The sequence below is a fragment of the Mycolicibacterium peregrinum genome (assembly GCF_001665625.1).
Taxonomy (GTDB): Bacteria; Actinomycetota; Actinomycetes; order Mycobacteriales; family Mycobacteriaceae; genus Mycobacterium; species Mycobacterium peregrinum_B.
In genome coordinates, this window is sequence record NZ_LZSY01000093.1 from 31,204 (window position 1) to 54,837 (window position 23,634).

Below are 23,634 nucleotides of genomic sequence, written 5' to 3' on the forward strand. Positions count from 1 at the left end.
TTCTTGGCCCCAATCTAGCTGCGGCGCAACGCCACTCACGAGAGGTAACAGGCATGGCAAAACATCGGAAGTTGTCCGAGCGGTCGGTTCGGACGCGGACGTTGGTCGGGGGTGTCATCGCGGGCGGTGCGTTGGCGGTGGCTTTGCCGACCGGGCTGGCATCCGCTGACTCCAGCAAGTCGGGCGACGCGGTTGGCCGCCCCGCTTTCGACAACCCCGCGCCGGGAGTCCGGGCGGCCCAGGCCGTCGGCGACAAGGTCTTCAACCAGACCCCCGGTGTCAACAAGACGCTCGACGACAGCCCGCTGGGCGAGGCGTACCACATCAACTTCGGCACCGGGAATTACGCCGATCCCAGCAAGGGCACCAACGGCGTGATCCAGGGCGAGCTGAACGTCAATGCCGGCAAGTACTACTACAACCAGACGCAGAAGTACTCGAATCAGTACCTGGGCAACAAGTTCCTCCCCGACGAGAAGGACCTGCCGGGCACCCTGCCCAAGGCCATCGCCGGCGACGGGCCCACCGCCAAGGTGTCGAGTGCCAAGCCTTCCAATTCGAACAAGGCTCTGACCTGCGTCGCCGCCGCGAGCTGCAACCACTGATCCCAGTTCACACAGACGGGCGGGCCTTCGGGCCCGCCCGTTTTGCGTCGGTAGCGGCCGTCAGGGCCTAATCAACCTGGTTACGGCGCTTCTTGCGCTTCACGCTCACGCTGCCCCAAAGGGAGAACCCGCGGATGTGTACGCGTGGTGCCCCGGATGTGCCGGCCCCGTCGACGCCGTGATCGAAGTTCCCCATCACGCCCACACCTTCGACATCCACATTCACCTCAGGTGGCACCAGGATGGTCTGCCCGCCGAAAATCGAATAGGTGCGGACGTCGACGTCGGGTGCGGTGAAGTCGGCGTAGCGCAGGTCCACCACTCCACCGCCGAAGAGGGCGAACGTCGTCAGCTTCTTGGGAACGTTCCACCGGCCACGGCGCTCGAACCCGCTCATGATCGCCAGCAGCAGCGTCGAGGGGGCGGGGCGACACTGGCTGGCCGAACAGTTCACCGCGCCCGGAAGGTCGCGGCTGAGCCGGGCCAGGTCGTCGTAGGTCTCCGCGGCGTAGGCCTTTGCTAGCCGGTCCTCGTATTCGTCCATCGGCAGCCGGCCCGCGGCGGCAGCATCGGTGAGCAGCTGCGCCACCTGGATGCGGTCGGTGTCGGCAGCCCGCATCGACCTGTCCTGCGGCGCTGAAGTGCTCATCGCTGTCGAGCCTACGACTATCGCTGTCACATGCAAGACCAGTAGCCAAACTGTGTCGCCAGGGGCGCGGGAGTGGCTGCCGCGCGACGCCGGTGATCTACCGGTCGCTACCCAGGTACTCCTCGAACGAAACGCCTTTGACTGCATTTTCCGGGGTCAGATTGGCCCCCGACCTGTAACCGGCGACGATCCGCCCGGGGATGGTGAGTCTGGCCACGCGACGAAGGCTGTTGTGTGCTGACAGATACATCTGGCCCAATTCTGGGTGACTGTGGATGCTGGGTCCGCCGATGTCGGACACCCTCCCCGCGGGTTCGGAATCGATCAACGCGACCAGTCTGGCGGCCACATCGCGGGTGTCGATCGGCTGGAATCGGACATCACGCAACGCCCACAAAACGGGCGAAAATCGCTGTGCCGAGAACGTCTTTTCGATTAGCTCGTGGAACTGCGTCGCGCGCAGGATCGAGTGCCCGACCCCCGACGTCTCGAGCGCCTGCTCGACCCGGAGTTTGGTCTTGTAATAAGGAAGCGGGATGTCCTCGATCCCGACGATCGAGATGTAGACGAGGTGCCCGACGCCCTTGCGTCGTGCGGCCTCGATCAGATTCCGGGCCGCCCGGACGTCCTTACTGCCGGTGGGTTGCGTGGCGCAATGGACGACGGCGTCCACGCCGTCGAGTGCGGCGTCCAATCCGCCGGGGGACAGCAGGTCGGCCTGGTGCCAGTGCACACCCGTGTAGCCGACCCGTTCCCGACGGCTCAACGCGCGGACGTGATGACCGGCATCGATGGCCTCCGGCACCACATGGTGGCCGAGACTGCCGGTCGCCCCGGTGACGAGCACAGTGCGTGGCATGTGGGCCACGCTACCGACGCGTCACCGCGGCTGTCAGCGATTACGGCGGGTGCGTCTTACGCTGCGGCGTGCTTCGGGGCCTTCTTCGCCTGCTTCTTCGACTCCTTGACTTTCGCCTTGGCGTCGTCGGCTGTCTTGTCGATCTTCTTCGCGGTCTCCTTGCCGGCCTTCTCCACCTTGTCGGCGGTGTCCTCCGCGGCTTGACGCACCTTGGCGACCGTTTCCTTCACCGACTTCTTGAGCGGATTGTTCGCGTCGGTGGCGTGGCGGGACTTGGCCTTTGTCTTGGCCGATTCGGAGAGTTTCGTGACACTCTTGGAGAGCGCGGAGTCCTTCGACGAATCCTGTTCCAGACCAAGGTCGTTGAGCGCGTCCCTGAGGGGCGTCGGCTTGGCGCCGGCGGCCGTGTCGGTCGCTTCGACGCTCAGCGTCTTCAACTGCGCGCCGGCCGACGGGAGCGCATTGACGGACTGGGTGCCCGGCTTCTTGTCGGCCGTGGAGCCGTTGACCTTCAACATGTTGTCGATGGCGGTTTCCATCTGAGCGTTCATGTCATCGAGGGCATGGGTGACCGGGGCCAGACCCTTCTCGACGGCATCGAACATCGGGTCGGCGCCCTTCTGCACGGCCTCCAGGGCGTCAGAAAGGGCCTTGGCGACTGCCACCGACGCGGCGTTCTTCACGAGCGGCTCCAAGTTCGCGCCCGGCAGTTTCGCGACCCACGCGTCCGGGTTCAGGGCGTTGGCCTGGATGCCGTCGATCAGCGCGTCGAACACAATTTGGTTGGCCGCCAGTTGTTGTGTCGGAGTGAGCGGGGAGTGCCAGAAGTATGCCTGCTCACCGGCTTCGTTGAACGTGCGTTCCAGGGTATCGGGGTCGACGTCCTGGTAACCCATGTTCACCAGCTTGCGCAGGGCGGGCTCGATGCTGTCGGTCAACGGCGTCGGGATGTCAACGCCCGGAACGAGGTTGAGCAGATGCGGTGCCATCCGGAACGGCTCCAGCAACGGCAGATTGCCCGAGTCATACGTGATGTAGGTGGCGTTGCCTGGGAAGTCGAGGACGTTCACGTTGAAGAGTTTCAGCAAGTCGCCGAGGACAGGGATCATCTGCAGACCCTGGCCGCCGGTCGGGTCGATCATTACCTTCACGCCGTCACCGATGCCGGTGATCAGCCTCGGCAGCACATGGTTGCCGATGTTGTTGCCCTCGTCGGGCAGCAGGTAGGTGAGGAACACCCCGGCCGCGAGCGAGTTCGCCCAGGCCAGCGGGCTCAGCGTGGTGGGCACATCCGACAGCGGGTTGTAGGCCCAGGTGATGTCGAGGATCGAGGTGTTGAGCACCTTGGTCTGGTCGGCATTGGTGTAGCTGCCCGCGTCCGGCGTGGTGAGGTCCACTCCGAACAGGTTGGTGAGAGGCGTTGCCAGCGCGAACAATCCGCCACCAGGTCGACTGACGTTGTTGACGAAGATCAGCCACTGCCCCGTCACCCCGACGCCCCATTCCGGGTCATCGGACTGCACCGCGTTGATCATGTCGCGGTAGGCCATCGATGTGGTGAGGCCGCCCAGACTCTCCGACAGGATGATGTCGCGGCGCTGATTCAGGACGGGTGCGTGTTTGGCGATCCAGTTGATGAACGCATTGTTATCGCCGAGCCCGAACATCTTGGAGAGCCCGGTGAAGGTGTAGTCCAGGTCGTTCACGGCGTTGTACACGTCGTCGGGCATCGGGCCCTTGACGCCGGCCTCGATGGGCGAGATTGCGTCCAGGAGATCCAGCAATCCGATGACGGTCTCGGCCAGTGCGGTGTTGCCGGTCAGTCCTCCGGCTGTCCTGATCACGTTCTCCGGCGTGATCCCCAAAAGTTGAGCGGTCCAGAAGATCGGACCGACGCCGTAGATCCCGACGATGTCGGGGATCTTTCCGATGTCGGAGTTTGATGCGGCGGTCAGCTCGACCTCGGCCTGCACACTGCGGTTGTGAGCCGCCAGCGCTTCCGGCGCGGACGACGCCACACCGGCGGTCAGCGCTGCTGTGGTGGCAACGACGGCGGCCGCGGTGGCTGCGGCTTTGGCCGTGTGCAGACGGAGAGGGGTGGGCTGTGACATCAAAGCGCGCCGCCTTCGATATGTGATCTGGCTGACAAATGCTTGCACACTGTAACAACACATATTTGCCTCGTGGCAAATTTGCCAAGATGACGCCCGCGGGGGAAGTTGGAGGATGGCGGCGCTGCGGAATCCGTCGTCGCCCGACGCGCATCGCCGATGCGGCAGGATATTTCACCCGCGGGCACGCGCGGGGCGTGGCGGACTCGGAACCCGCGAGTTCCGGTCGACGGCATTGCGGTCGGTGCAGCGTGGGGACGGAATTGAATGCAACTTTGGAGGCGTCAGACGCCCGCCGGAACGCCGAGTGAAGGCATTTGCTACTGGGATCAACCGCTCGGTCGCCGGTTTGGGCGCTCCGACCTGAACGGCTGGGTACGCAGGAGGTGGCTGTTCGGGCCGCCGAAAGGGTTGTCGTTCAGTAATATTCGAGGTTCGGAGAACACTTGCGTTTCTCGAAATGGGCGCATTGACTTATCGGTGCGCGCTTTCGTCCGCTCCGGAGTGAGCGGGTCCAGGGCCGCGGCCGGCCCTGGACCCTTAACTGCAATCAGCTCAGGCGGGCGCTGCTTGTTGAGCGCCTGCGGGGATCAGGCCGAGCTGCTGCAGCATGCCGAGGGTGTCCCAGGTAACCCAGCTTTCGGCGATCTTGCCGTCTTCGATCCGGTCGACATCGGTCAAGTTGATCCGACTGTGCTTGCCGGTGGCGGGCCGACCCATGATCTCGCCGGTGTTGTCGCCCTGCGCCTCGATCATCGTGCAGACGTAGTCGCCCTCGGCGAGTTGCATCTTGATGTCAAACCGCATGTTGGAGAACGACTTCCGATACATGCCCATGAGACTTCTCATGTGCTCGGGACCCCGCTGATCGCCGAACGGATCCTGCGTGTCGTGGAAGGCGGCAGTCGGAGCGACGAGATCGTCGAGCTCGCTGAGGTCGCCGGAGGCAAATACCTCCCATATGCGTCGGGAAATCGCCTTGTTCTGATCATCGGCCATGATTCCGGCCTTTCGGGGGGTCACCGCACGGCAGATAACGTCCGCACAGGAAACGGTAGAACTGCGGCCGCAGATCCGACAGATACGCCTCGGGGTGTGCTGCCACTGGCAATTATCGGCCGCCCCGTCTGCATGGGCTGACCTGCGCTGTCCCCGATGCCGCCACTGCCGGATGGCGTCGCTTCCGGTCGGTGCGGTTTCCGTCGACCGGGTCAGTTCTCGGGCTCGACGGTGAGCACGATCTTGCCGGTGGTGCGGCCATCGCCGATCACCTTCAGCGCCTGCGCCGCTTCGGATAACGGGTACTGCGCGCCGACATGTACCCGTAGCCGTCCGTCCGCCACGAGTCCGGCAATGGATTGCAGGCCGGCCGCGTCGGGTTCGACGAGGTAGTCGTAGGCGTGGACATTCAACTCGCGGGCCCGGTCGAACAGGCCGGGTGTCCAGGCGGCTTGGGCACTGACCAGGACGCCACCCGGGCGGAGGCAGCGCAAGGCGTCACGGCCGGCCGCGCCGCCGAACATCTGGATCACGATGTCCACGTCGTTGACGACTTCGTGGACCGGAGTCGTGGTGTAGTCCACCGCTTCGTCGGCGCCCAGACCGCAGATGAAGTCGTGTTTGGCGGTGCGGGCGGTGCCGATCACATACGCGCCGTGTGCCTTGGCGATCTGCACCGCGAGGTGGCCCACGCCGCCGGCGGCGGCGGAGATCAGCACGCGCCGGCCGGGAGTCAGTCGGGCCACGTCGATGAGCATCTGCCATGCGGTGAGCCCGGCCAGCGGCAGTGAGGCAGCTTCGACGAAGCTCAGTCCAGTTGGGATGGGGGCGAAGTGGCGGGACGGCGCGGCCACGAACTCCGCGTAGCCGCCCGCCTGCCGGGGAAACCACGGCATGCCGAATACTCGGTCGCCGACGTGGAATCGGGTGACGCCGTAGCCCACCTCTTCGACCACACCAGCCACGTCCCAGCCGTGGATGAAGGGCAGGTCCAGCACGCGGTTGTAGGCCAGGCCTCCGCTTGTGTAGTAGTCCACCGGGTTGACTCCCGCAGCGTGAACCCGGACCTTCACCTCTGTGGGCGCCGGACGAGGTTCCGGCACCTCAACCAGGCGCACGGAGTCGGGGCCGTCCCATTCGTGCTGCATGATGGCGCGCATGAATGTCTCCTCGGTTCAGCGACGGGGTGATGGAACGGAGGGCGCCACGGCCCGGGTATCGAATACGACAGTGGTTTCGGCACTTCGGGTTCCGTGTAACCGGAACCGGTCGACGCCTGGCCATCGCCGCAGCTCGCCGCCGATCGTCCCGCGGCCTTCCCAGGCGAGCATGAGAAGGCCGTCGCGGTGGGCATAGTCGACCACCGACAACGTCAGATCGGGGATGAGTTGGACGGCGGCGCCCAGTCGGTCGGCGTACGCGCCGCGGCCGCGGAGTGGTTCGGTGGCGCCTGGCCAGTTGAGGATCACCTCGTCGGTGACGAGATCGTGAACCCCACTGGCGTCGCCGGGAGCCGCCCAGAACTTGGTCCAACCCGCGACGAACGTCTCGATCTCTGACTCGGCGGCCGGAACGCCTACTTGCCGGTGCAGGATCCGAGTGTCGAAATACCCGGTGTCACTGGCCAGTTGGCCGTCGCGGAACGTGCAGACGAAGGTGACCGGAACGTCGATGCGGCTACCCGCCACAGTGGGTAGACCGAGAAGCTCGTCGCCGACCGTCCCGGTCATCCTGCCCCACGCCACCGCGGTGTCCTCGGCGAAAGCCGCGCCGTCGAACTGCCCCTGATAGTCGGGGATCGACCGGAACACCGCCTCGTAAAACGTCCTCAGTTGGTCGTGGCCCGAAACCTTTTGAGTGATACCGGAATCCCGGTAGCACCCATCGGGTGCGTACGCGGCGATGATCGCGTCCACATCATGTCGGTTCTTGGCCTCGGTATAGGTGCGCAAGGAATCCCGCAGTACGTCGATCTGATCAGTGTTCATCGAATCGTCCTCTCACTGGTGGGGTCTGCTGCCCTCAAGTCCGCTGCGCGGGCAGAGGCCGTGGAACTTGCATACCTCGAGTATTAACATACGTGGAGTATGTACCTCAAGTATGAATCGTGTAGATTGGCGGCATGCCCGGACCGCGCACCCAGGCCGAACGCACACGCGCAACCGTCGACCAGATCCTGGTGGTGGCGCGCGAGCGGTTTGCCGCCGACGGTTACGACAACACGTTCGTCGATAACGTCGCCGAACGCGCCGGCATGACCAAAGGCGCGCTCTACCACCATTTCGAGGGCAAGCGCGGCCTGTTCGCGGCGGTCTTCGAAAACGAACAGCGCGCGATAGGTGAAGCGGTCAACCACGCGGCCAGGGGCGCCAAGGGCAGCTGGCAGCGATTCCTTCGCGGCTGTCGCGGGTTCTTCGATGCGGTACTCGACCCCGGCGTTCAACGCATCACCTTGATCGACGCGCCCGCCGTTCTCGGCTGGGAATCCATGCGGGACCTCGAAGACGAACACGTCACGTCGCTGCTGCGGCTGGGGCTGAGCCAGGTGATCGCCGACGGTCACCTGCCCGAGCAGCGCGTGGAACCCCTCGCGCATCTCCTTCACGGCGCGATGTGCGAGGCGGCGATGACCGTCGCTCGGTCCGCGGACCCCGAGCGAGAAAGCCGGGATTCGTTTGCCGCACTTGAGAGATTGCTCAACGGCATCGCCGCACACGACAAGTGACCCGAAGAGAATGACTGAGAGTTCTGCCCCGCAGGCTTATCTGCGGCTGCTGGTCAGGGCTGTGACGCCACTGGTCAAGACCGTGCTGCGGAGTCCGGCGCAAGGCTGTCTGAGCGGCACGATGATGATCCTCACCGTGACGGGCCGTCGGACCGGTCGAAGCTACGAGATCCCGGTCAGCTACATCGCTGACGGCGCCGTCCTCACGTGTATCACGGGGATCGACAACGCCTGGTGGAAGAACCTACGCGGCGGTGCCGATGTCGCCGTGTTGTTGCAGCGGAGCCACTTTCGCGGATACGCCGAGGCGTCGACCGGCGTGGCCAACATTCCGGTAATAGAGAGTTTCCTGGCGGCCAGGCCGCGGGATGCGCGGTTTCACCACGTGCGGCGGAGCAGGCACGGAAAGTTCGACGCGGATGACCTCACGCGAGCGGCACAAACGCGCGTGGTCATCCGCGTCCAACTCTGGCCGGACTGCTGAATCTCAGCCGATCCAATTCGGGGGGCGCTTCTGCAGGAACGCCATCATGCCTTCGCGGGCCTCATCGGAGACGAACAGCTGCGCCGACTGCCGTGTCAGCGCTTCGGCATCCGCGTCGAACCGACGCAGGATCGAAGCTGTGGTCAACGCCTTCGACGCAGCCAACCCCTGCGGGGAACCCTTTGCGATCTCGGCGGTCAGCGCGGCCACGGCCGCCTCGACGTCGTCCGCGGCCTGCGTGATCAGACCGATCTCGGCCGCCTCGGTCGGGCCGAACTTCTCGCCGGTGACGAAGTAGCGGCCCGCTGAGCGCGGCGACATCTTGGGCAACAGCGTCAGCGAGATGATCGAGGGCGCAACGCCGATACGCGCCTCGGTCAACGCGAACGTGCTCTTCGGGCCGGCCACGACGAGATCGCACGCGCCGATCAGGCCCATCCCGCCGGCGCGCACATGGCCGTCGATCGCGCCGATCACCGGAACCGGAAGCTCCAGGATGGTCCGCAGCGTCCGGGTCATCTCCCGGGCCCGGTCCACCGCAATCTCACCGGGGTCCTGACCAGCGGCCTCGCTGAGATCAGCTCCTGCACAGAACGTTCCGCCGGTGTGATCGAGGACCACCACCCGGACGCCGGGCTCATCGGCGGCGTCCGCCAGGCCCTGGTGCAACTGCTCCACCAGGGCCGTCGACAACGCATTGCGGTTGTGCGGGGAATCGAGTGTCAGACGCGCAACGGCGCCGTGAACCCGGTAGTGGACTAAAGACGTCATCGTCAGTACGGCCTCGTCAGTAGGAGCGCGGCAGGCCGAGCGATGTCTGGGCGACGAAGTTCAGGATCATCTCCCGGCTCACCGGGGCGATGCGGGCCAACCGCGACGCGGTGACGGCTGCGGCGATGCCGTACTCCTTGGTCAGGCCGTTGCCGCCGAGGGACTGCACGGCCTGATCCACCGCACGCACCGAGGCCTCGCCTGCGGCGTACTTGGCCATGTTGGCGGCTTCCGCAGCACCGAAGTCATCACCGGCGTCGTACAGAGTGGCGGCCTTCTGCATCATCAGCTTGGCCAGTTCGACCTCGATGTGGGTCTGTGCCAGTGGGTGCGACAGGCCCTGATGTGAGCCGATCGGAACCTTCCAGACCTGGCGGGTCTTCAGATAGTCGGTCGCCTTGGCGATGGCCAGCCGGCCGGTGCCGACCGCCATGGCCGAACCCATGATCCGCTCGGGATTCAGGCCCGCGAACAATTGGGCGATCGCGGCGTCTTCCGAACCGACCAGTGCATCGGCCGGCAGTCGCACGTCGTCGAAGAACACCTGGAACTGGCTCTCCGGACTGATGATCTCCATGTCGATCGCAGTCCAGCTCAGGCCCGGGGTATCCGTCGGAATGACGAACAGTGCGGGCTTGAGATTGCCGGTCTTGTGGTCCTCGGTGCGGCCGACGACGAGCACGGCCTGGGCCTGGTCGATGCCGGAGATGAACGTCTTCTGGCCCTTGAGGATCCAATCGCTGCCGTCGCGACGGGCGGTGGTGGTGATCCGGTGGCTGTTGGATCCCGCATCAGGCTCGGTGATCGCGAAGGCCATCGTGATCGACCCGTCCGCGATGCCGGGGATCCAGCGCTTCTTCTGCTCCTCGGTACCGAACTTGGAGATGATCGTGCCGTTGATGGCGGGGGAGACCACCATCATCAGCAGCGCCGAACCACCGGCCGCCATCTCCTCCATCACCAGGGACAGTTCGTACATGCCGGCCCCGCCGCCGCCATACTCCTCGGGCAGGTTCACCCCGATGAAGCCGAGTTTGCCTGCCTCATTCCACAATTCGGTGGTGTGCTCACCGGCGCGGGCCTTCTCCAGGTAGTAGTCCTGCCCGTAGTTGGCGACCATCGCAGCCACCGCCTGGCGCAGCGCCTTCTGTTCCTCGGTTTCGATGAAGCTCATGACTGTTCTCCTTCAGGGTTCTCTACTCGGGCAAGGATGGCGCCGACCTCGACCTGCTGGCCTGCGGCGACATTGAGTTCGGCCAGCACCCCATCCTCGGGGGCGGCGATGGTGTGCTCCATCTTCATGGCCTCGAGCCAGATCAGGGGCTGTCCGGCGGTGACGGTATCGCCGACGGCGGCGCCGACCCGCACCACCGAACCGGGCATCGGTGCCAGCAGTGAGCCGTGCGCGACCGCATCGTCCGGATCGGGGAAGCGGGGCGCCGCGGTGAGCTGGACCGGACCCAGCGGTGAGTCGACGAACACCTGATCGCCATAGGTCGCCACATCGAACGTGCGGTCAACCCCGTTCACGGACAGCACCACGCGGTCCGGCGTCGCCGACAGGAGCGAAACGCCGTCGTCGTCGGGCAACTCGATCCCGGTGCGGGTGAACCGGTAGCGCACCGGAACGTCGTCACCCGCGGCATCGCGGTACGTGCGCGACTGATAGCCCGACGCCAGGTTGCGCCAGCCACTCGGTGCCGCACCGAAAACCTTGGCGCTGCTGCGGTTGTGCGCGGCGTCGGCCAGGGCGGCGGCGAGCGCCGATAGCGTCACCACACCAGCGTCGGCCAGTGGGGCGGCCAGAGTATCGAGGCCGTGCGTGTCGAAGAACGCCGTGTCGGTGGCCCCATCCAGGAATGCCGGATGCCGCAGCACGTTCACCAGCAGATCGCGGTTGGTGCGCAGTCCGTGAATCCGGGTGCGGGCCAACGCATCGGCCAGCACGGTGGCGGCCTGGCGGCGGGTCGGGGCGTACGAGATGACCTTGGCCAACATGGGATCGTAGAAGATCGACACCACTGAGCCGTCCTCGATGCCGGTGTCGACGCGGACCTGCCCGGGTACGTCGAACCGGTGCACGGTGCCGGCCTGGGGCTGCCAGCCCTTGGCCGGATCCTCGGCGTAGAGCCGGGCCTCGATGGAAGACCCGCGTGAGGCCGGGGGCTCGGCGTCGAGGCGGCCGCCGTCGGCGACCAGGATCTGCAGCTCGACGAGATCCAGCCCGGTGGTGGCCTCGGTGACCGGATGTTCCACCTGCAGCCGGGTGTTCATCTCCAGGAAGAAGAAGTCGCCCTTCTCGTCCGCCATGAACTCGACGGTTCCGGCGCCGGCGTAGCCGATCGCCTCGGCGGCCAGTCGGGCGGCGTCGAAGAGCTTCTCCCGCATTCCCGGGGTGCGCTCGACGAGGGGAGAGGGCGCCTCCTCGATGACCTTCTGGTGACGCCGCTGGATCGAGCACTCGCGCTCGCCGACCGACCACACCGTGCCGTGCGAATCGGCCAGCACCTGCACCTCGACATGGTGTCCGGCGGCCAGGTAGCGCTCACAGAACACCGTCGGGTCACCGAACGCCGACTGCGCCTCGCGCTGGGCCGCGGCCACTTCGCTTGGCAGATCGGACAGTTCACGCACCACGCGCATGCCGCGGCCGCCACCGCCGGCGGAGGCCTTGACCAGCACCGGCAGCTGATCGGCCGTCACGGTGGACGGGTCAAGTTCGGCCAGCACGGGCACACCGGCCGCGGCCATCATCTTCTTGGCCTCGATCTTGGACCCCATGGCCTGCACGGCGTTCACCGGCGGCCCGATCCAGGTCAGCCCGGCGTCGATCACGGCGGCGGCGAAATCGGGGTTCTCGGAGAGGAACCCGTAGCCGGGGTGGACGGCGTCGGCGCCGGAAGCCTTGGCCGCGGCGATGATCTGAGCGGAATCGAGGTAGCCGTTGTTGCCCTCCAGGCGTACCCGGGCGTCGGCCTCGGCGACGTGGGGCGAGCCGGCGTCAGGATCGGTGTACACCGCGACGGTCCCGATGCCCAGGCGGCGACAGGTCTCGAAGACCCGGCGGGCGATCTCGCCGCGGTTCGCGACGAGCACTGTCTTCATTTTGATCTCTTTTCGCCGGCACTACGGTTTGTGATGGATTTCGGCCGGAATTCGTCAGAATGCGTAGTCTCGGCGCACAAGGTGGTCATGACAGCCCTCACATCCTGAAGACGCCGAAGTTCGACGTCCCCTCGATCGGGGCATTGGCGATGGCGCTCAGGCACATTCCCAGCACCGTGCGGGTGTCGCGAGGATCGATCACCCCGTCGTCGTAGAGCCGGCCGGACAGGAACATCGGCAGCGACTCCGCCTCGATCTGAGCCTCGACCGCTGCCCGCAGCGCGGCGTCAGCGGCCTCGTCGACCGCCTGACCGCGGGCTTCGGCAGCGGCGCGGCTGACGATCGAGAGGACGCCGGCCAGCTGCGTGCCGCCCATCACCGCGGACTTGGACGACGGCCAGGCGAACAGGAACCGCGGGTCGTACGCGCGCCCGCACATGCCGTAGTGGCCCGCGCCGTAGGAGGCGCCGAGCAGCAGTGAGATGTGCGGCACCGTCGAATTGGACACCGCGTTGATCATCATCGAGCCGTGCTTGATCATGCCGCCCTCTTCGTACTGCTTACCCACCATGTAGCCGGTGGTGTTGTGCAGGAACAGAAGTGGGGTGTCGGACCGGTTGGCCAGCTGGATGAACTGGGTTGCCTTCTGCGACTCTTCGCTGAACAGCACCCCGCGGGCGTTGGCCAGGATGCCGATCGGGTAGCCGTACAGCGTGGCCCACCCCGTCACCAGTGACGAACCGTACAGCGGTTTGAACTCGTCGAAATCGGAACCGTCGACGATGCGGGCGATCACGTCGCGCGGGTCGAACGGGATTCGCAGATCGGCGGGCACGATGCCGATGAGTTCCTCCGGGTCGAACTTCGGCTCGACGACCGGTGCGGGAACGGGTCCCTTCTTGCGCCAGTTCAGCCGGGCCACGATGCGCCGGCCGATCCGGATCGCGTCGAGCTCATCGTTGGCAAGGTAGTCACCCAGACCCGAAGTGCGGGCGTGCATCTCGGCGCCGCCCAGCGACTCGTCATCGGACTCCTCGCCCGTGGCCATCTTCACCAGCGGCGGTCCGGCCAGGAACACCTTGGAGCGTTCCTTGATCATCACGACGTGATCCGACATGCCCGGCACGTAGGCGCCGCCGGCCGTCGAGTTGCCGAACACCAGCGCGACGGTCGGGATGCCGGCCGCTGACAGCCGGGTCAGATCGCGGAACATCTGCCCGCCCGGGATGAAGATCTCCTTCTGCGTCGGCAGATCGGCGCCACCGGACTCCACGAGGGAGACCACCGGCAGCCGGTTCTCCATCGCGATCTGGTTGGCGCGCAGGATCTTCTTGAGCGTCCACGGATTGCTGGTGCCGCCCTTGACCGTCGGATCGTTCGCGACGATCAGGCACTCGACGCCCTCGACGGCACCGATGCCGCAGACGACGCTGGCGCCCACGGTGAAATCACTGCCCCAGGCGGCCAGTGGGCTCAGCTCGAGGAACGGTGCGTCCGGGTCCAGCAGCAGTTCGACGCGCTCGCGGGCAGTGAGCTTGCCACGGCCGTGATGGCGGTCGACGTACTTGGGGCCGCCACCGGCCAGGGCCTTGGCGTGCTCGGTGTCGAGTTCGGTGAGCTTGACCGCCATCGCTTCGGCGGCCTCGGTGAACCCGGGGGAGCGGGGATCGATTGTTGATTTCAGTGTCGTCACGACTGGAACCCCAATGTCTTTGCGGCCAAGGAGGTCAGGATCTCGGTGGTGCCACCGCCGATACCCAGGATGCGCATGTCACGGTACTGACGTTCGACCTCGGATTCGGCCATATAGCCCATCCCGCCGAACAACTGGACGGCCTGGTTGGCGACCCATTCCCCGGTCTCCACAGCGGTGTTCTTGGCGAAGCACACTTCGGTGATCAAATTCTCTTCACCCGCGAGCTGCCGCTCGACCACATGGCGCGTATACACCCGGGCCACGTCGATCCGGCGGGCCATCTCGGCCAGCGTGTTCTGCACCGACTGCCGGGAGATCAGTGGCTTGCCGAAGGTCTCGCGGTTACGGCACCACTCGACGGTCAGATCCAGGCAGCGCTGGGCACTGGCGTACGCCTGGACGGCCAGGCCGACCCGCTCGGACACGAATGCCGCGGCGATCTGGAAGAAGCCGGAGTTCTCCGCGCCGATCAGGTTGGCTACCGGCACCCGGACGTCGGTGTAGGACAGCTCGGCGGTATCGCTTGAGCGCCAACCCATCTTGTCGAGCTTGCGGCTGACCTCAAAGCCCGGGGTGGGCTTGTCGACCACGATCAGCGAGACGCCCGCAGCACCAGGGCCGCCGGTGCGCGAGGCGGTGACGACGTAGTCGGCGCGTACGCCCGAGGTGATGTAGGTCTTGGCGCCGTTGAGGATGTAGTCGTCGCCGTCTCGAATTGCGCGGGTGGTGAGGTGCCCGACATCGGAGCCGCCGCCGGGTTCGGTGATGGCCAGCGACCCGATGAGATCCCCACGCAGCGTCGGCTTCACATACGTCTCGATCAGCCGCTCGTCACCCGAGGCGATCATGTGCGGCACCGCGATGCCGCAGGTGAACAGCGAGGCGAACACGCCGCCGGGCGAGCCGGCGTAATGCATTTCCTCGCAGATGATCACCGCGTCGGCTCCGTCGCCGCCGCCACCGCCGACAGACTCGGGGAAATTGGCTCCGAGCAGTCCGGCCTCGCCGGCCTTGCGGTGCAGCTCGCGCGGGAGTTCGCCGGTGCGTTCCCACTCGGCGGCGTGGGGCAGCACCTCACGCTCGGCGAAACTGCGCACCGTCTTGCGCAGCGATTCGCGTTCGGGGGTATTCCAGATGCCGGTCACAGCAACCTTTCCGGGATATCGAGATGACGGCTGCGCAACCATTCGCCCAGCCCTTTGGCCTGTGGATCGAACCGGGCCTGATATGCGACGCCCTGGCCGAGAATGCCTTCGATCACAAAGTTCACGGCCCGCAGATTGGGCAGCAGATGCCGGGTGACCGGAAGCTCGGCTGTCTCGGGCAGCAATTCACGAAGCCGCTCGACCGTCAGGGCGTGGGCCAGCCAGCGCCACTGCTCGTCGGTCCGCACCCAGACGCCCACGTTGGCCGACCCGCCCTTGTCGCCGCTGCGGGCGCCGGCGATCGTGCCGAGTGCGGCGCGTCGGGTGGGGCCTTCGGGGAGCTCCTCGGGCAGGGCCGGGTCGGAAACCGGTGACAGCGAGAGTGTTTCGGCTGCCGGAGCGATACCGATCCGGGTGCCGTCGGCATGCACGGCGATGTGCGGCACCTCGGTGGCGTCGACATAGCCGGGTACGAACACGCCGTATATCTGACCGTCGCCCGGCGGCGCCGTGGTGGTGAATCCCGGGTAGCTCGCCAGCGCGAGTTCCACGCCCGCCGCGGAAAATTGGCGGCCGACAAGGTTGGGGTCGGGGTCGCGGACCACACAGTGCAACAAAGCGCTGGCGGCTTCCTCGGTGTCGGCGTCCGGATGGTCGGTGCGGGCCAGGTTCCACTCCAGCTCGGCGGGACGGACTTTGATGCCGGCCTCCAACTGGCTGCGGATGAGCGCCGCCTTGGCTTCGATGTCCAGGCCGGTCAGCACGAAGGTGGCGGCGTTGCGGAACCCGCCGATGCTGTTGCACGACACCTTCAGCGTCGGCGGCGGGGCTTCGCCCGTCACCCCGGAGATGCCGACGCGGTCGGGACCGTCCTGGCTCAACTGCACCGAGTCCACCCGAAGCGTCACATCGGGATTGGCGTAACGCGCCCCGGTGATCTCGTAGAGCAGCTGCGCGGTCACCGTGCCGACGCTGACCTGCCCGCCGGTGCCGGCGTGTTTGGTGATCACCGACGAGCCGTCCGCGGAGATCTCGGCGATGGGGAAACCGGGCCGGGCCAGATCTGGGATTTCGGAGAAGAACGAGTAATTGCCACCGGTGGCCTGAGTGCCGCACTCGATCACGTGACCGGCGGCCACCGCCCCGGCGAGTGCGTCGTAATCGGTGGTCTTCCAACCGAAGTGCGCGGCCGCGGGCCCGACGATCACCGACGCGTCCGTCACGCGGCCGGTGACGACGACGTCGGCACCGGAATTGAGGCAGTCGACGATGCCCCACGCGCCCAGGTAGGCGTTCGCCGCGAGGGGAGTGCCGAGCCCGAGTTCGGAAGCGCGGCCCACGAGGTCGTCGCCCTCGACGTGGGCGACGTTGACGTCGAGACCCAGCCGTTCGGCCAGGGCCCGGATGGCGACGGCCAGCCCCGCGGGGTTCAGCCCGCCGGCGTTGGCCACGATCTTCACGCCCTTCTCCAGTGCCAGCCCCAGTGACTGCTCGAGCTGAGTGAGGAAGGTCTTGGCGTAGCCGCGCTCGGGATTCTTGGCCCGGTCGCGGGCCAGGATCAGCATGGTGAGCTCGGCGAGATAATCGCCGGTCAGATAGTCCAGCTCCCCACCGGCGAGCATGTCGTGCATGGCCGACAGCCGGTCGCCGTAAAACCCCGAACAGTTGCCGATCCGTACTACTGGTGGCACACGTACTCCCGTCAACGCTGAAAGGGACCAACCAACCGGTAGGTTAGCGGGTACCGCCGGTACCACGTCAAGGGGTGTCCGGCCCGGGATCCACCCACCAGATTGCATCCAGGGACGGAATCAGGCGGCGATTTGTCCCTGAATGCAATCTGGATGCCAGCCGCGGCTGCGCAGCGCCTGCTCGACCCGCGCAAGGACGTCGACGATGTTGTCCTCGGCGATCACGCGGATGACGATCCAGCCCATGGCCTCCAGCTTCCGTAGGGTCTTCTGGTCCTGCACATAACGCCTGCGGTCCGACTGGTGGAAGATGCCGTCGTAATTGACCCCGACCATGAACCGCTCCCAGCCCATGTCCAACTTTGCGACGATGCGGCCGCGTCCTTGGATCACCACGATCTGGGTCTGGTCGGGCGGCAGTCCGGCGTCGGTCAATTGCAGGCGCAGCCAAGTCTCGCGCGGTGAATCGGCGCCGGAATCGACCAGTGGCAACGCCACTTTGAGGGCCCGGATCCCACGGATCCGCGGGTAGCGGTCGATGAGCGGGGTGACGTCGTCGGCGGTGACCTGGAGAGTCCACGCCAAAGCGTCGATGCGGGCGACGGCGTCATCGCGTGGGAGGTGACGGCCCAGGTCGAACGCCGTCCGCACCGGTGTGGTCACCGGCAGTCCGACCACTCGTTTGATCTCGTCGTCGGCGAGCGTCTCGTTGCGCACGATCAATCCGCTGGGTGAGCGGCCGTTGCGCCAGATGAGTTCGATCGGGATGTCGGCATCGACGTAGGAGGCCCCGTGCAGCGCGGATGCGGCGACCCCCGCGATCACCGCCCGGCGCCTCGACCACAGCCAGGCGCCAATGGTTCGGTCCCGCAGCGTGGGTTCGGCTGGTGCATACACGTCGGGAAAAATCCGTTGGTAGTGATGCCTGAGGTCGTTGCGCGTCACGAGCCCCTCGGCCAACGCTTCGCTACCCATGAACACCCTGGTCATTGCCGTCATTGCGGCATGCTCGCACCCCGCACCGACATGCCATCGAGATTGATGTCAGGGACAGAATCGGCCGGATTTTTGTCCCTGACATCAATCTCGGCGGAAGGGGCGGATGGGGCGCGGAGCCCTCGGCGTAACGGCCGCGGAGCGCTTGGGGCAGGGCCGTGGAGCTGCGTTTTGGAGGAGCGCCAGGTCAACCGTTACTCTGTACCTAATCGTCGCCGCCGGTGAGCTCATTTCGATTCGCGCGGCAACAACCCAGAGCAAGGAGATGCACGTCATGGCTGTGCCCAAGCGCAGAATGTCGCGCGCGAACACCCGTAGCCGGCGCGCGCAGTGGAAGGCCGAGGCCACCGGTCTCGTCGGCGTCAGTGTCGCCGGTCAGCAGCACAAGGTGCCGCGCCGTCTGCTCAAGGCCGCCCGTCTCGGCCTGGTCGACCTCGACAAGCGCTAGAACCGCAGAGACTTCTTCAAAAAGCGCTATCGCTCGCGATAGCGCTTTTTGTCGTGTCCAGGGGCTGTACGCGCCACGAAAACGCTCGGAGAATTTGCGGCGCGCCTCTCAGCCCACTCTCAGACAGCGGGTTGAAACTGGGCCTGTGCGCATACTTGTCGTGGACGACGATCGCGCTGTGCGCGAATCCCTGCGCCGGTCGCTTTCTTTCAACGGATATTCGGTCGAGCTCGCCCAGGATGGGGTAGAAGCGCTCGAGGCGATTTCCAATGACCGGCCCGACGCTGTGGTTTTGGACGTGATGATGCCCCGGCTGGACGGGCTGGAGGTGTGCCGGCAGCTCCGCAGCACCGGTGACGACCTGCCGATCCTGGTGCTGACGGCCCGTGACTCGGTCTCTGAGCGGGTCGCCGGGCTGGACGCCGGCGCGGATGACTACCTGCCCAAGCCGTTTGCGCTCGAGGAGCTGCTGGCGCGGATGCGGGCGTTGCTGCGCCGGACCGTCAGCGACGACGGCGCCGATTCGCAGAAGATGTCGTTCTCGGATCTGACCCTGGACCCGGTGACCCGCGAGGTGACCCGCGGCCAGCGTCAGATCAGCCTCACCCGCACCGAGTTCTCGCTGCTGGAAATGCTCATCGCCAACCCCCGCCGGGTGCTCACCCGCAGCCGCATCCTCGAAGAGGTCTGGGGCTTCGACTTCCCGACCTCCGGCAATGCGCTTGAGGTCTACATCGGCTACCTGCGGCGCAAGACCGAGGCCGAAGGTGAGATTCGACTGATCCACACCGTGCGCGGCGTCGGCTACGTGCTGCGCGAAACACCCCCCTGATTTGATGGCGCTCAACGACAACGACGGTCGCACCACCCCCTTGAACATCGGGCGGCCTGCCGCCGTCCTCCGAAACACCAGCTCACTGTCACTGCGCTGGCGCGTGATGATGCTGGCGATGTCGATGGTGGCCATGGTGGTCGTGCTGATGGCCGTCGCCGTCTACGCGGTGGTGTCCCGTGCGCTCTACGACGATCTCGACAACCAGCTGCACAGCCGAGCCCGGCTGCTCATCGAGAGCGGATCGCTGGCAGCCGACCCAGGCAAGGCGATCGAGGGCACCGCGTACTCCGATGTCAACGCGATGCTGGTGATCCCGGGCCGATCCATCTACACCGCCAATCAGCAGGGCCAGATGCTGCCACTGGGCGCGGCAGAGAAGGACGTCATCTCGGGCGAGCTGCTGATGTCCCTGCGCACCGCCAATCACCAGCGGGTGCTCGCGGTGCACCTGGCCAACGGCAGCTCCCTGCTGATCTCGAAGAGCCTGGCGCCCACTGTCCAAGTGCTGCGACGCCTGGGCACGGTGCTGCTCATCGTCGGAGGTGTCGGCGTGGCAGTGGCGGCCATGGCCGGTGGAGCCGTGGCCCGAGCCGGGCTCAGACCGGTGGGCAGACTCACCGAAGCCGCGGAGCGGGTCGCCCGTACCGACGACCTGCGGCCCATCCCGGTGGTCGGCAGCGACGAGCTCGCCCGGCTCACCGAGGCGTTCAACATGATGTTGCGGGCGCTGGCCGAATCGCGGGAACGCCAGTCCCGGCTGGTCTCCGACGCCGGGCATGAGCTGAGAACGCCGCTGACCTCGCTGCGCACCAACGTCGAACTGTTGATGGCCTCGCAGGCGCCCGGGGCGCCGCCGCTGCCCAGGGACGAGATGGATGGGTTGCAGCAGGACGTGATCGCCCAGATCGAGGAGCTCTCCACCCTCGTCGGCGACCTCGTCGACCTCACCCGCGACGACGCGGGCGGCATCACCCCCGAACCGGTCGACATGTCCGAGGTCGTCGACCGCAGCCTGGAGCGGGTCCGGCGGCGTCGCAATGACATCGACTTCGACGTCGATGTCATTGGCTGGCAGGTGTTCGGCGATGCGCCCGGACTCGGCCGCGCCGTGCTCAACCTGCTCGACAACGCCGCCAAGTGGAGTCCGGCCGGCGGGGCGGTCGGTGTCCGGTTGCGCCAGATCGATCCGACACATGCCGAGCTTGTGGTCTCCGACCATGGGCCCGGTATCCCTCCGCAGGAACGCGCGCTGGTGTTCGAGCGGTTCTACCGATCCGATGCGGCCAGGGCGATGCCGGGATCCGGCCTCGGATTGGCTATCGTCCAGCAGGTGGTGCTCAAGCACGGCGGTGCCCTGCACATCGACGACACCGTGCCGGGTGGCACCCCGCCGGGGGCGTCGTTTCACATGGTGCTGCCAGGGCAGCCGATCTCGAATGCCGATGCGACACACGTGCACCCGGCCGGTGGCGGGCACACCGTCGGCGCGGAGAAAAAGTGAGACAGTTGAGGTGGTCGGGGGACCAGTCATGGATGGACCAGAAATCTCTAAGTGGATTCTCAGCCCATCTGGGCAACCTGAGTGACCACCACTTCGTTTGACGAAGTGACGGATACGAGGGTTGGACATACGGGTCGGACCGGATCGGCGTGACTGGCCGGCGGACCTTTTACAAGAGAAGAGCACGCAGCACAATGACGAACCACCCGAGGTACCCCCAGCAGCCGGAGCAGCATCCCGGCGGCGCCCCCGGATACGCCGGTGCGCGTCCTGATCCTTACCAGTCACAGCCCTACGACTGGCGCTACGCGCGTCAACAGCCATCGCAGCAGCAGCAACAACTGCCGCCCCCGCAGCAGTCGCACCAGACGCAGCAACACCAGACGCCGCAACACCAGCCGCCGCAGCAGGCCTACCGTGCGCCGTATGACCCGTACCGGATTCCGGTCGGCCCGCAGCCCGTCCCCGCGAAAAAGCGGTCCAAGAACGGCCTCGTGGCCGGCGCGCTCGCCGTGGCCGTGGTGTCGGCAGGCATCGGTGGCGGTGTTGCAACCTTCGTACACGACGACCATCCGCGTCTGGGCACGCAAGGCCTCGGCGCCGCACCGACTGTCCCCGCCGCGGCCCTGCCGCCGGGTTCGGTGGAGCAGGTGGCGGCCAAGGTGGTGCCGAGTGTGGTCAAGCTCGAGACCGACCTGGGTCGCGCTTCCGAGGAGGGCTCCGGCATCATTCTCACAGCCGACGGCCTGATCCTCACCAACAACCACGTCGTGCAGGCCGCCAAGCCGGGCGGGCCCGGCCCCGCGCCGGTACCGGGCGGGGCGCCTGCGCCGCCCGGCGCGCAGACCAAGGTGACCTTCTCCGACGGGACCACCAAGTCGTTCACCGTCGTGGGTACCGACCCGAGCAGCGACATCGCGGTGGTACGCGCACAGGACGTCTCGGGCCTCACCCCCATCACGCTCGGCTCCTCGGCCAACCTCCGGGTGGGTCAAGATGTGGTGGCGGTCGGTTCACCGCTCGGACTCGAAGGCACGGTCACCACCGGCATCGTCAGTGCGCTGAACCGCCCGGTCGCCGCCGGCGGCGACGCCCGCAACCAGAACACCGTGCTCGACGCCATCCAGACCGACGCTGCGATCAACCCGGGTAACTCCGGTGGCGCTCTGGTCAACATGAACGGCGAACTGGTCGGGATCAACTCGGCGATCGCCACCATGGGCGGGGATTCGCCGCAGGCGCAGAGCGGGTCGATCGGCCTCGGCTTCGCGATCCCGGTGGACCAGGCCAAGCGGATCGCCGACGAGCTGATCCAGAACGGCACGGCCTCGCACGCGTCGCTGGGTGTGCAGGTCAGCAATGACACCACCAGTGACGGCGCCAAGATCGTCGAGGTCACCAACGGTGGGGCAGCCGCAGCAGCGGGTCTTCCCAGCGGTGTGGTGGTCACGAAGGTCGACGAACGGGTCATCGGCAGCGCTGACGCGCTTGTCGCCGCCGTGCGGTCCAAGGCCCCCGGCGACAAGGTCACGCTGACCTTCCTCGACCAGGGCGGCAAGCCGCAGACCATCGAGGTCACCCTCGGCAGGGCCGAGCAGTGAGCACACTTACCGGGCCCGGCGGGATGGCCACACTGCGTCTGGCTACACCGTTGTCTGCCGCCGGATATACGGTTGCAGGCATGGAACAGCCAGGGGAGTTGGTGGGCCGGGCGCTCGTCGTCGTCGTCGATGATCGCACCGCACACGGCGAGGAAGACCACAGCGGTCCGTTGGTCACAGAGTTGTTGGGTGAGGCCGGTTTCGTCGTCGACGGGGTCGTGGTGGTGGCCGCGGATGAAGTCGAGATCCGCAACGCGCTGAACACCGCGGTCATCGGCGGCGTCGATCTGGTGGTGTCGGTCGGTGGTACGGGGGTGACACCGCGCGATGTGACACCAGAAGCCACCCTCGACATCCTCGACCGCGAGCTGCTGGGCATCGCCGAGGCGCTGCGGGCATCGGGCCTCTCCGCGGGCATCGTCGATGCGGGGCTGTCGCGCGGGCTGTGCGGAGTCTCGGGCAGCACGCTGGTGGTGAATATCGCCGGGTCCCGTGCAGCGGTGCGTGACGGTATGGCCACCCTCGGGCCGCTGGCTGCGCAGGTGATCGGCCAGTTATCAAGTTTGGAGATCTGAACGCAAGCGGAAACGGCGGCCATCGGCCGCCGTTTCCGTTTGTTGGCGAATGTCGCGCCCAGCGTTCATGCTGGTTAAGGGCAGGTTAACGGGCGTTGCACACCGCTCGACTTGGAATGTGATCTTCGTCACAAAGGGGAATCCTGATGCCGGAAGCGAACAAAATGTCCCGCCACGCAGTTAACAAGATCTTCGGTGAGGCCCTCCCGGAGATCGCTCCCGAGGAACGCGACATCGCTTCGCCGGACGACGATGCCGACCGCGACCGGTGGCTGCAGAACAACATTCCGCCTCATCATGGATGAATAGATGAGCGGCTTGTAAGGCAGGAAAACCCTGTAAGGCAGTGTGGTCTGGACCTCAGGTTGTTACCAAGGCGAACGGCGTCACAGCATTGCCCCGCGGGCCAACTTGCAGCACCGCGACCCTGTGCGACATCTCCCAGCCGGCATTCAGCAAATTTTGATCGATTGAACGTATGCGGCCCCGCGGATATGTGCTTGCGTTGCCGCTCGGATGCCCTCCCGTTATGTTCCTCGTGTCAACGATGAGCATTAAGTAAGAGCGACGTGTGGAGTTCCTAATCCACATCACATGTTGGTCTTGCGCGGCGGTACGGTCTGCGGGGGCCGGGACGCCTCCACAAACGGTGGGCCCTCCGGGAGCGCCGGCGACATAGCTAGGGAGAACATGAAGGCATTCAGTCGGGTGCTGGTCGCGATGGTTGCAGCCATCGCGGCGCTGTTTACGAGCACCGGCATTTCTCATGCGGGTCTGGACAATGAACTGAGCCTGGTCGATGGTCAGGATCGGACCCTGACGGTTCAGCAGTGGGACA

General features: G+C 66.1%; 22 protein-coding genes and 1 pseudogene. 10 read left to right on the plus strand and 13 right to left on the minus strand.

From position 1 onward, the window contains the following. Nucleotides 1-53 precede the first annotated feature (53 nt). Nucleotides 54-605 (plus strand): hypothetical protein, encoded by a 552-nt coding sequence (locus tag A5779_RS13330; RefSeq protein WP_064882586.1) that lies wholly within the window; start codon nt 54-56, stop codon nt 603-605. A gap of 67 nt (nt 606-672) precedes the next feature. Here the strand turns inward: A5779_RS13330 and A5779_RS13335 are convergent, their stop codons facing one another. From A5779_RS13335 to A5779_RS13360, 6 genes are all read right to left on the minus strand, one after another. Then, on the minus strand, nt 673-1,254 hold the full coding sequence (locus tag A5779_RS13335; RefSeq protein ID WP_064882588.1) for a DUF1707 SHOCT-like domain-containing protein: 582 nt from the start codon (nt 1,252-1,254) through the stop codon (nt 673-675). 97 nt (nt 1,255-1,351) lie between these two features. Continuing rightward, nucleotides 1,352-2,113, minus strand: a complete 762-nt coding sequence (locus A5779_RS13340) for an SDR family oxidoreductase (protein WP_064882590.1) — start codon at nt 2,111-2,113, stop codon at nt 1,352-1,354. 56 nt (nt 2,114-2,169) lie between these two features. After that, nucleotides 2,170-4,224: an alpha/beta hydrolase family protein gene (locus A5779_RS13345; RefSeq protein ID WP_064882591.1), complete on the minus strand. Its 2,055-nt coding sequence runs from the start codon at nt 4,222-4,224 to the stop codon at nt 2,170-2,172. A gap of 555 nt (nt 4,225-4,779) precedes the next feature. Beyond that, nucleotides 4,780-5,223 (minus strand): ester cyclase, encoded by a 444-nt coding sequence (locus A5779_RS13350; protein WP_131811644.1) that lies wholly within the window; start codon nt 5,221-5,223, stop codon nt 4,780-4,782. Between the two features lie 212 nt (nt 5,224-5,435). Next, on the minus strand, nt 5,436-6,383 hold the full coding sequence (locus A5779_RS13355) for an NADP-dependent oxidoreductase (RefSeq protein ID WP_064882595.1): 948 nt from the start codon (nt 6,381-6,383) through the stop codon (nt 5,436-5,438). A gap of 15 nt (nt 6,384-6,398) precedes the next feature. Next, the gene (locus tag A5779_RS13360) at nt 6,399-7,211 is read right to left on the minus strand and encodes a nuclear transport factor 2 family protein (protein WP_064882597.1); all 813 of its coding nucleotides are present in this window, start codon (nt 7,209-7,211) and stop codon (nt 6,399-6,401) included. A gap of 134 nt (nt 7,212-7,345) precedes the next feature. Here A5779_RS13360 and A5779_RS13365 point away from each other — a divergent pair, with 134 nt between their 5' ends. Both A5779_RS13365 and A5779_RS13370 read left to right on the plus strand, forming a co-directional pair. After that, nucleotides 7,346-7,948, plus strand: coding sequence for a TetR/AcrR family transcriptional regulator (locus A5779_RS13365; RefSeq protein WP_064882599.1), 603 nt, complete (start codon nt 7,346-7,348; stop codon nt 7,946-7,948). Between the two features lie 10 nt (nt 7,949-7,958). After that, the gene (locus A5779_RS13370; protein ID WP_064882600.1) at nt 7,959-8,432 is read left to right on the plus strand and encodes a hypothetical protein; all 474 of its coding nucleotides are present in this window, start codon (nt 7,959-7,961) and stop codon (nt 8,430-8,432) included. A 3-nt stretch (nt 8,433-8,435) separates the two neighbouring features. Here A5779_RS13370 and A5779_RS13375 read toward each other — a convergent pair whose 3' ends face one another. From A5779_RS13375 to A5779_RS13405, 7 genes are all read right to left on the minus strand, one after another. Further along, complete coding sequence (locus tag A5779_RS13375) at nt 8,436-9,203, minus strand: enoyl-CoA hydratase family protein (RefSeq protein ID WP_064882603.1); 768 nt, start codon at nt 9,201-9,203, stop codon at nt 8,436-8,438. A 16-nt stretch (nt 9,204-9,219) separates the two neighbouring features. Continuing rightward, nucleotides 9,220-10,377, minus strand: a complete 1,158-nt coding sequence (locus A5779_RS13380; protein WP_064882605.1) for an acyl-CoA dehydrogenase family protein — start codon at nt 10,375-10,377, stop codon at nt 9,220-9,222. Further along, on the minus strand, nt 10,374-12,308 hold the full coding sequence (locus A5779_RS13385; RefSeq protein WP_064882607.1) for an ATP-binding protein: 1,935 nt from the start codon (nt 12,306-12,308) through the stop codon (nt 10,374-10,376). Before A5779_RS13385 ends, A5779_RS13380 begins: the two co-directional genes overlap by 4 nt. Before the next feature lie 97 nt (nt 12,309-12,405). Further along, nucleotides 12,406-14,001, minus strand: coding sequence for an acyl-CoA carboxylase subunit beta (locus tag A5779_RS13390; RefSeq protein WP_064882609.1), 1,596 nt, complete (start codon nt 13,999-14,001; stop codon nt 12,406-12,408). After that, nucleotides 13,998-15,149, minus strand: coding sequence for an acyl-CoA dehydrogenase family protein (locus A5779_RS13395; protein WP_236734758.1), 1,152 nt, complete (start codon nt 15,147-15,149; stop codon nt 13,998-14,000). The genes A5779_RS13390 and A5779_RS13395 overlap by 4 nt, the downstream gene beginning before the upstream one ends. Next, the gene (locus tag A5779_RS13400) at nt 15,146-16,840 is read right to left on the minus strand and encodes an acyclic terpene utilization AtuA family protein (RefSeq protein ID WP_064882614.1); all 1,695 of its coding nucleotides are present in this window, start codon (nt 16,838-16,840) and stop codon (nt 15,146-15,148) included. Before A5779_RS13400 ends, A5779_RS13395 begins: the two co-directional genes overlap by 4 nt. A 120-nt stretch (nt 16,841-16,960) precedes the next feature. Next, nucleotides 16,961-17,830: a putative endonuclease domain-containing protein gene (locus tag A5779_RS13405; protein WP_064882616.1), complete on the minus strand. Its 870-nt coding sequence runs from the start codon at nt 17,828-17,830 to the stop codon at nt 16,961-16,963. A gap of 280 nt (nt 17,831-18,110) precedes the next feature. Between A5779_RS13405 and rpmF the strand changes: the two genes are divergently transcribed. From rpmF to A5779_RS32980, 7 genes and pseudogenes are all read left to right on the plus strand, one after another. Continuing rightward, nucleotides 18,111-18,284: a 50S ribosomal protein L32 gene (rpmF, locus tag A5779_RS13410; protein ID WP_044521728.1), complete on the plus strand. Its 174-nt coding sequence runs from the start codon at nt 18,111-18,113 to the stop codon at nt 18,282-18,284. 145 nt (nt 18,285-18,429) lie between these two features. Further along, nucleotides 18,430-19,116 (plus strand): response regulator transcription factor, encoded by a 687-nt coding sequence (locus tag A5779_RS13415; protein WP_055117058.1) that lies wholly within the window; start codon nt 18,430-18,432, stop codon nt 19,114-19,116. 4 nt (nt 19,117-19,120) lie between these two features. Further along, nucleotides 19,121-20,620 carry a HAMP domain-containing sensor histidine kinase gene (locus A5779_RS13420; RefSeq protein WP_236734759.1) on the plus strand — a complete coding sequence of 500 codons (1,500 nt, stop codon included), beginning with the start codon at nt 19,121-19,123 and terminating at the stop codon, nt 20,618-20,620. Between the two features lie 194 nt (nt 20,621-20,814). Continuing rightward, complete coding sequence (locus A5779_RS13425; RefSeq protein ID WP_064882618.1) at nt 20,815-22,221, plus strand: S1C family serine protease; 1,407 nt, start codon at nt 20,815-20,817, stop codon at nt 22,219-22,221. Nucleotides 22,222-22,244: 23 nt separating this feature from the next. Continuing rightward, nucleotides 22,245-22,796, plus strand: a complete 552-nt coding sequence (locus A5779_RS13430; protein ID WP_370693121.1) for a MogA/MoaB family molybdenum cofactor biosynthesis protein — start codon at nt 22,245-22,247, stop codon at nt 22,794-22,796. A gap of 146 nt (nt 22,797-22,942) precedes the next feature. After that, nucleotides 22,943-23,101, plus strand: coding sequence for a hypothetical protein (locus A5779_RS34025; protein WP_165609180.1), 159 nt, complete (start codon nt 22,943-22,945; stop codon nt 23,099-23,101). Nucleotides 23,102-23,486: 385 nt separating this feature from the next. Then, nucleotides 23,487-23,634, plus strand: a pseudogene (locus A5779_RS32980) (MspA family porin); the annotation flags it as partial.

Bases quoted from the DNA above. Each gene is read 5' to 3' on its own strand.
- A5779_RS13330 (WP_064882586.1), top strand. From the start codon at position 54: ATGGCAAAACATCGGAAGTTGTCCGAGCGGTCGGTTCGGACGCGGACG.
- A5779_RS13335 (WP_064882588.1), bottom strand. From the start codon at position 1,254: ATGAGCACTTCAGCGCCGCAGGACAGGTCGATGCGGGCTGCCGACACC.
- A5779_RS13340 (WP_064882590.1), bottom strand. From the start codon at position 2,113: ATGCCACGCACTGTGCTCGTCACCGGGGCGACCGGCAGTCTCGGCCAC.
- A5779_RS13345 (WP_064882591.1), bottom strand. From the start codon at position 4,224: ATGTCACAGCCCACCCCTCTCCGTCTGCACACGGCCAAAGCCGCAGCC.
- A5779_RS13350 (WP_131811644.1), bottom strand. From the start codon at position 5,223: ATGGCCGATGATCAGAACAAGGCGATTTCCCGACGCATATGGGAGGTA.
- A5779_RS13355 (WP_064882595.1), bottom strand. From the start codon at position 6,383: ATGCGCGCCATCATGCAGCACGAATGGGACGGCCCCGACTCCGTGCGC.
- A5779_RS13360 (WP_064882597.1), bottom strand. From the start codon at position 7,211: ATGAACACTGATCAGATCGACGTACTGCGGGATTCCTTGCGCACCTAT.
- A5779_RS13365 (WP_064882599.1), top strand. From the start codon at position 7,346: ATGCCCGGACCGCGCACCCAGGCCGAACGCACACGCGCAACCGTCGAC.
- A5779_RS13370 (WP_064882600.1), top strand. From the start codon at position 7,959: ATGACTGAGAGTTCTGCCCCGCAGGCTTATCTGCGGCTGCTGGTCAGG.
- A5779_RS13375 (WP_064882603.1), bottom strand. From the start codon at position 9,203: ATGACGTCTTTAGTCCACTACCGGGTTCACGGCGCCGTTGCGCGTCTG.
- A5779_RS13380 (WP_064882605.1), bottom strand. From the start codon at position 10,377: ATGAGCTTCATCGAAACCGAGGAACAGAAGGCGCTGCGCCAGGCGGTG.
- A5779_RS13385 (WP_064882607.1), bottom strand. From the start codon at position 12,308: ATGAAGACAGTGCTCGTCGCGAACCGCGGCGAGATCGCCCGCCGGGTC.
- A5779_RS13405 (WP_064882616.1), bottom strand. From the start codon at position 17,830: ATGACCAGGGTGTTCATGGGTAGCGAAGCGTTGGCCGAGGGGCTCGTG.
- rpmF (WP_044521728.1), top strand. From the start codon at position 18,111: ATGGCTGTGCCCAAGCGCAGAATGTCGCGCGCGAACACCCGTAGCCGG.
- A5779_RS13420 (WP_236734759.1), top strand. From the start codon at position 19,121: ATGGCGCTCAACGACAACGACGGTCGCACCACCCCCTTGAACATCGGG.
- A5779_RS13425 (WP_064882618.1), top strand. From the start codon at position 20,815: ATGACGAACCACCCGAGGTACCCCCAGCAGCCGGAGCAGCATCCCGGC.
- A5779_RS13430 (WP_370693121.1), top strand. From the start codon at position 22,245: ATGGCCACACTGCGTCTGGCTACACCGTTGTCTGCCGCCGGATATACG.
- A5779_RS34025 (WP_165609180.1), top strand. From the start codon at position 22,943: ATGCCGGAAGCGAACAAAATGTCCCGCCACGCAGTTAACAAGATCTTC.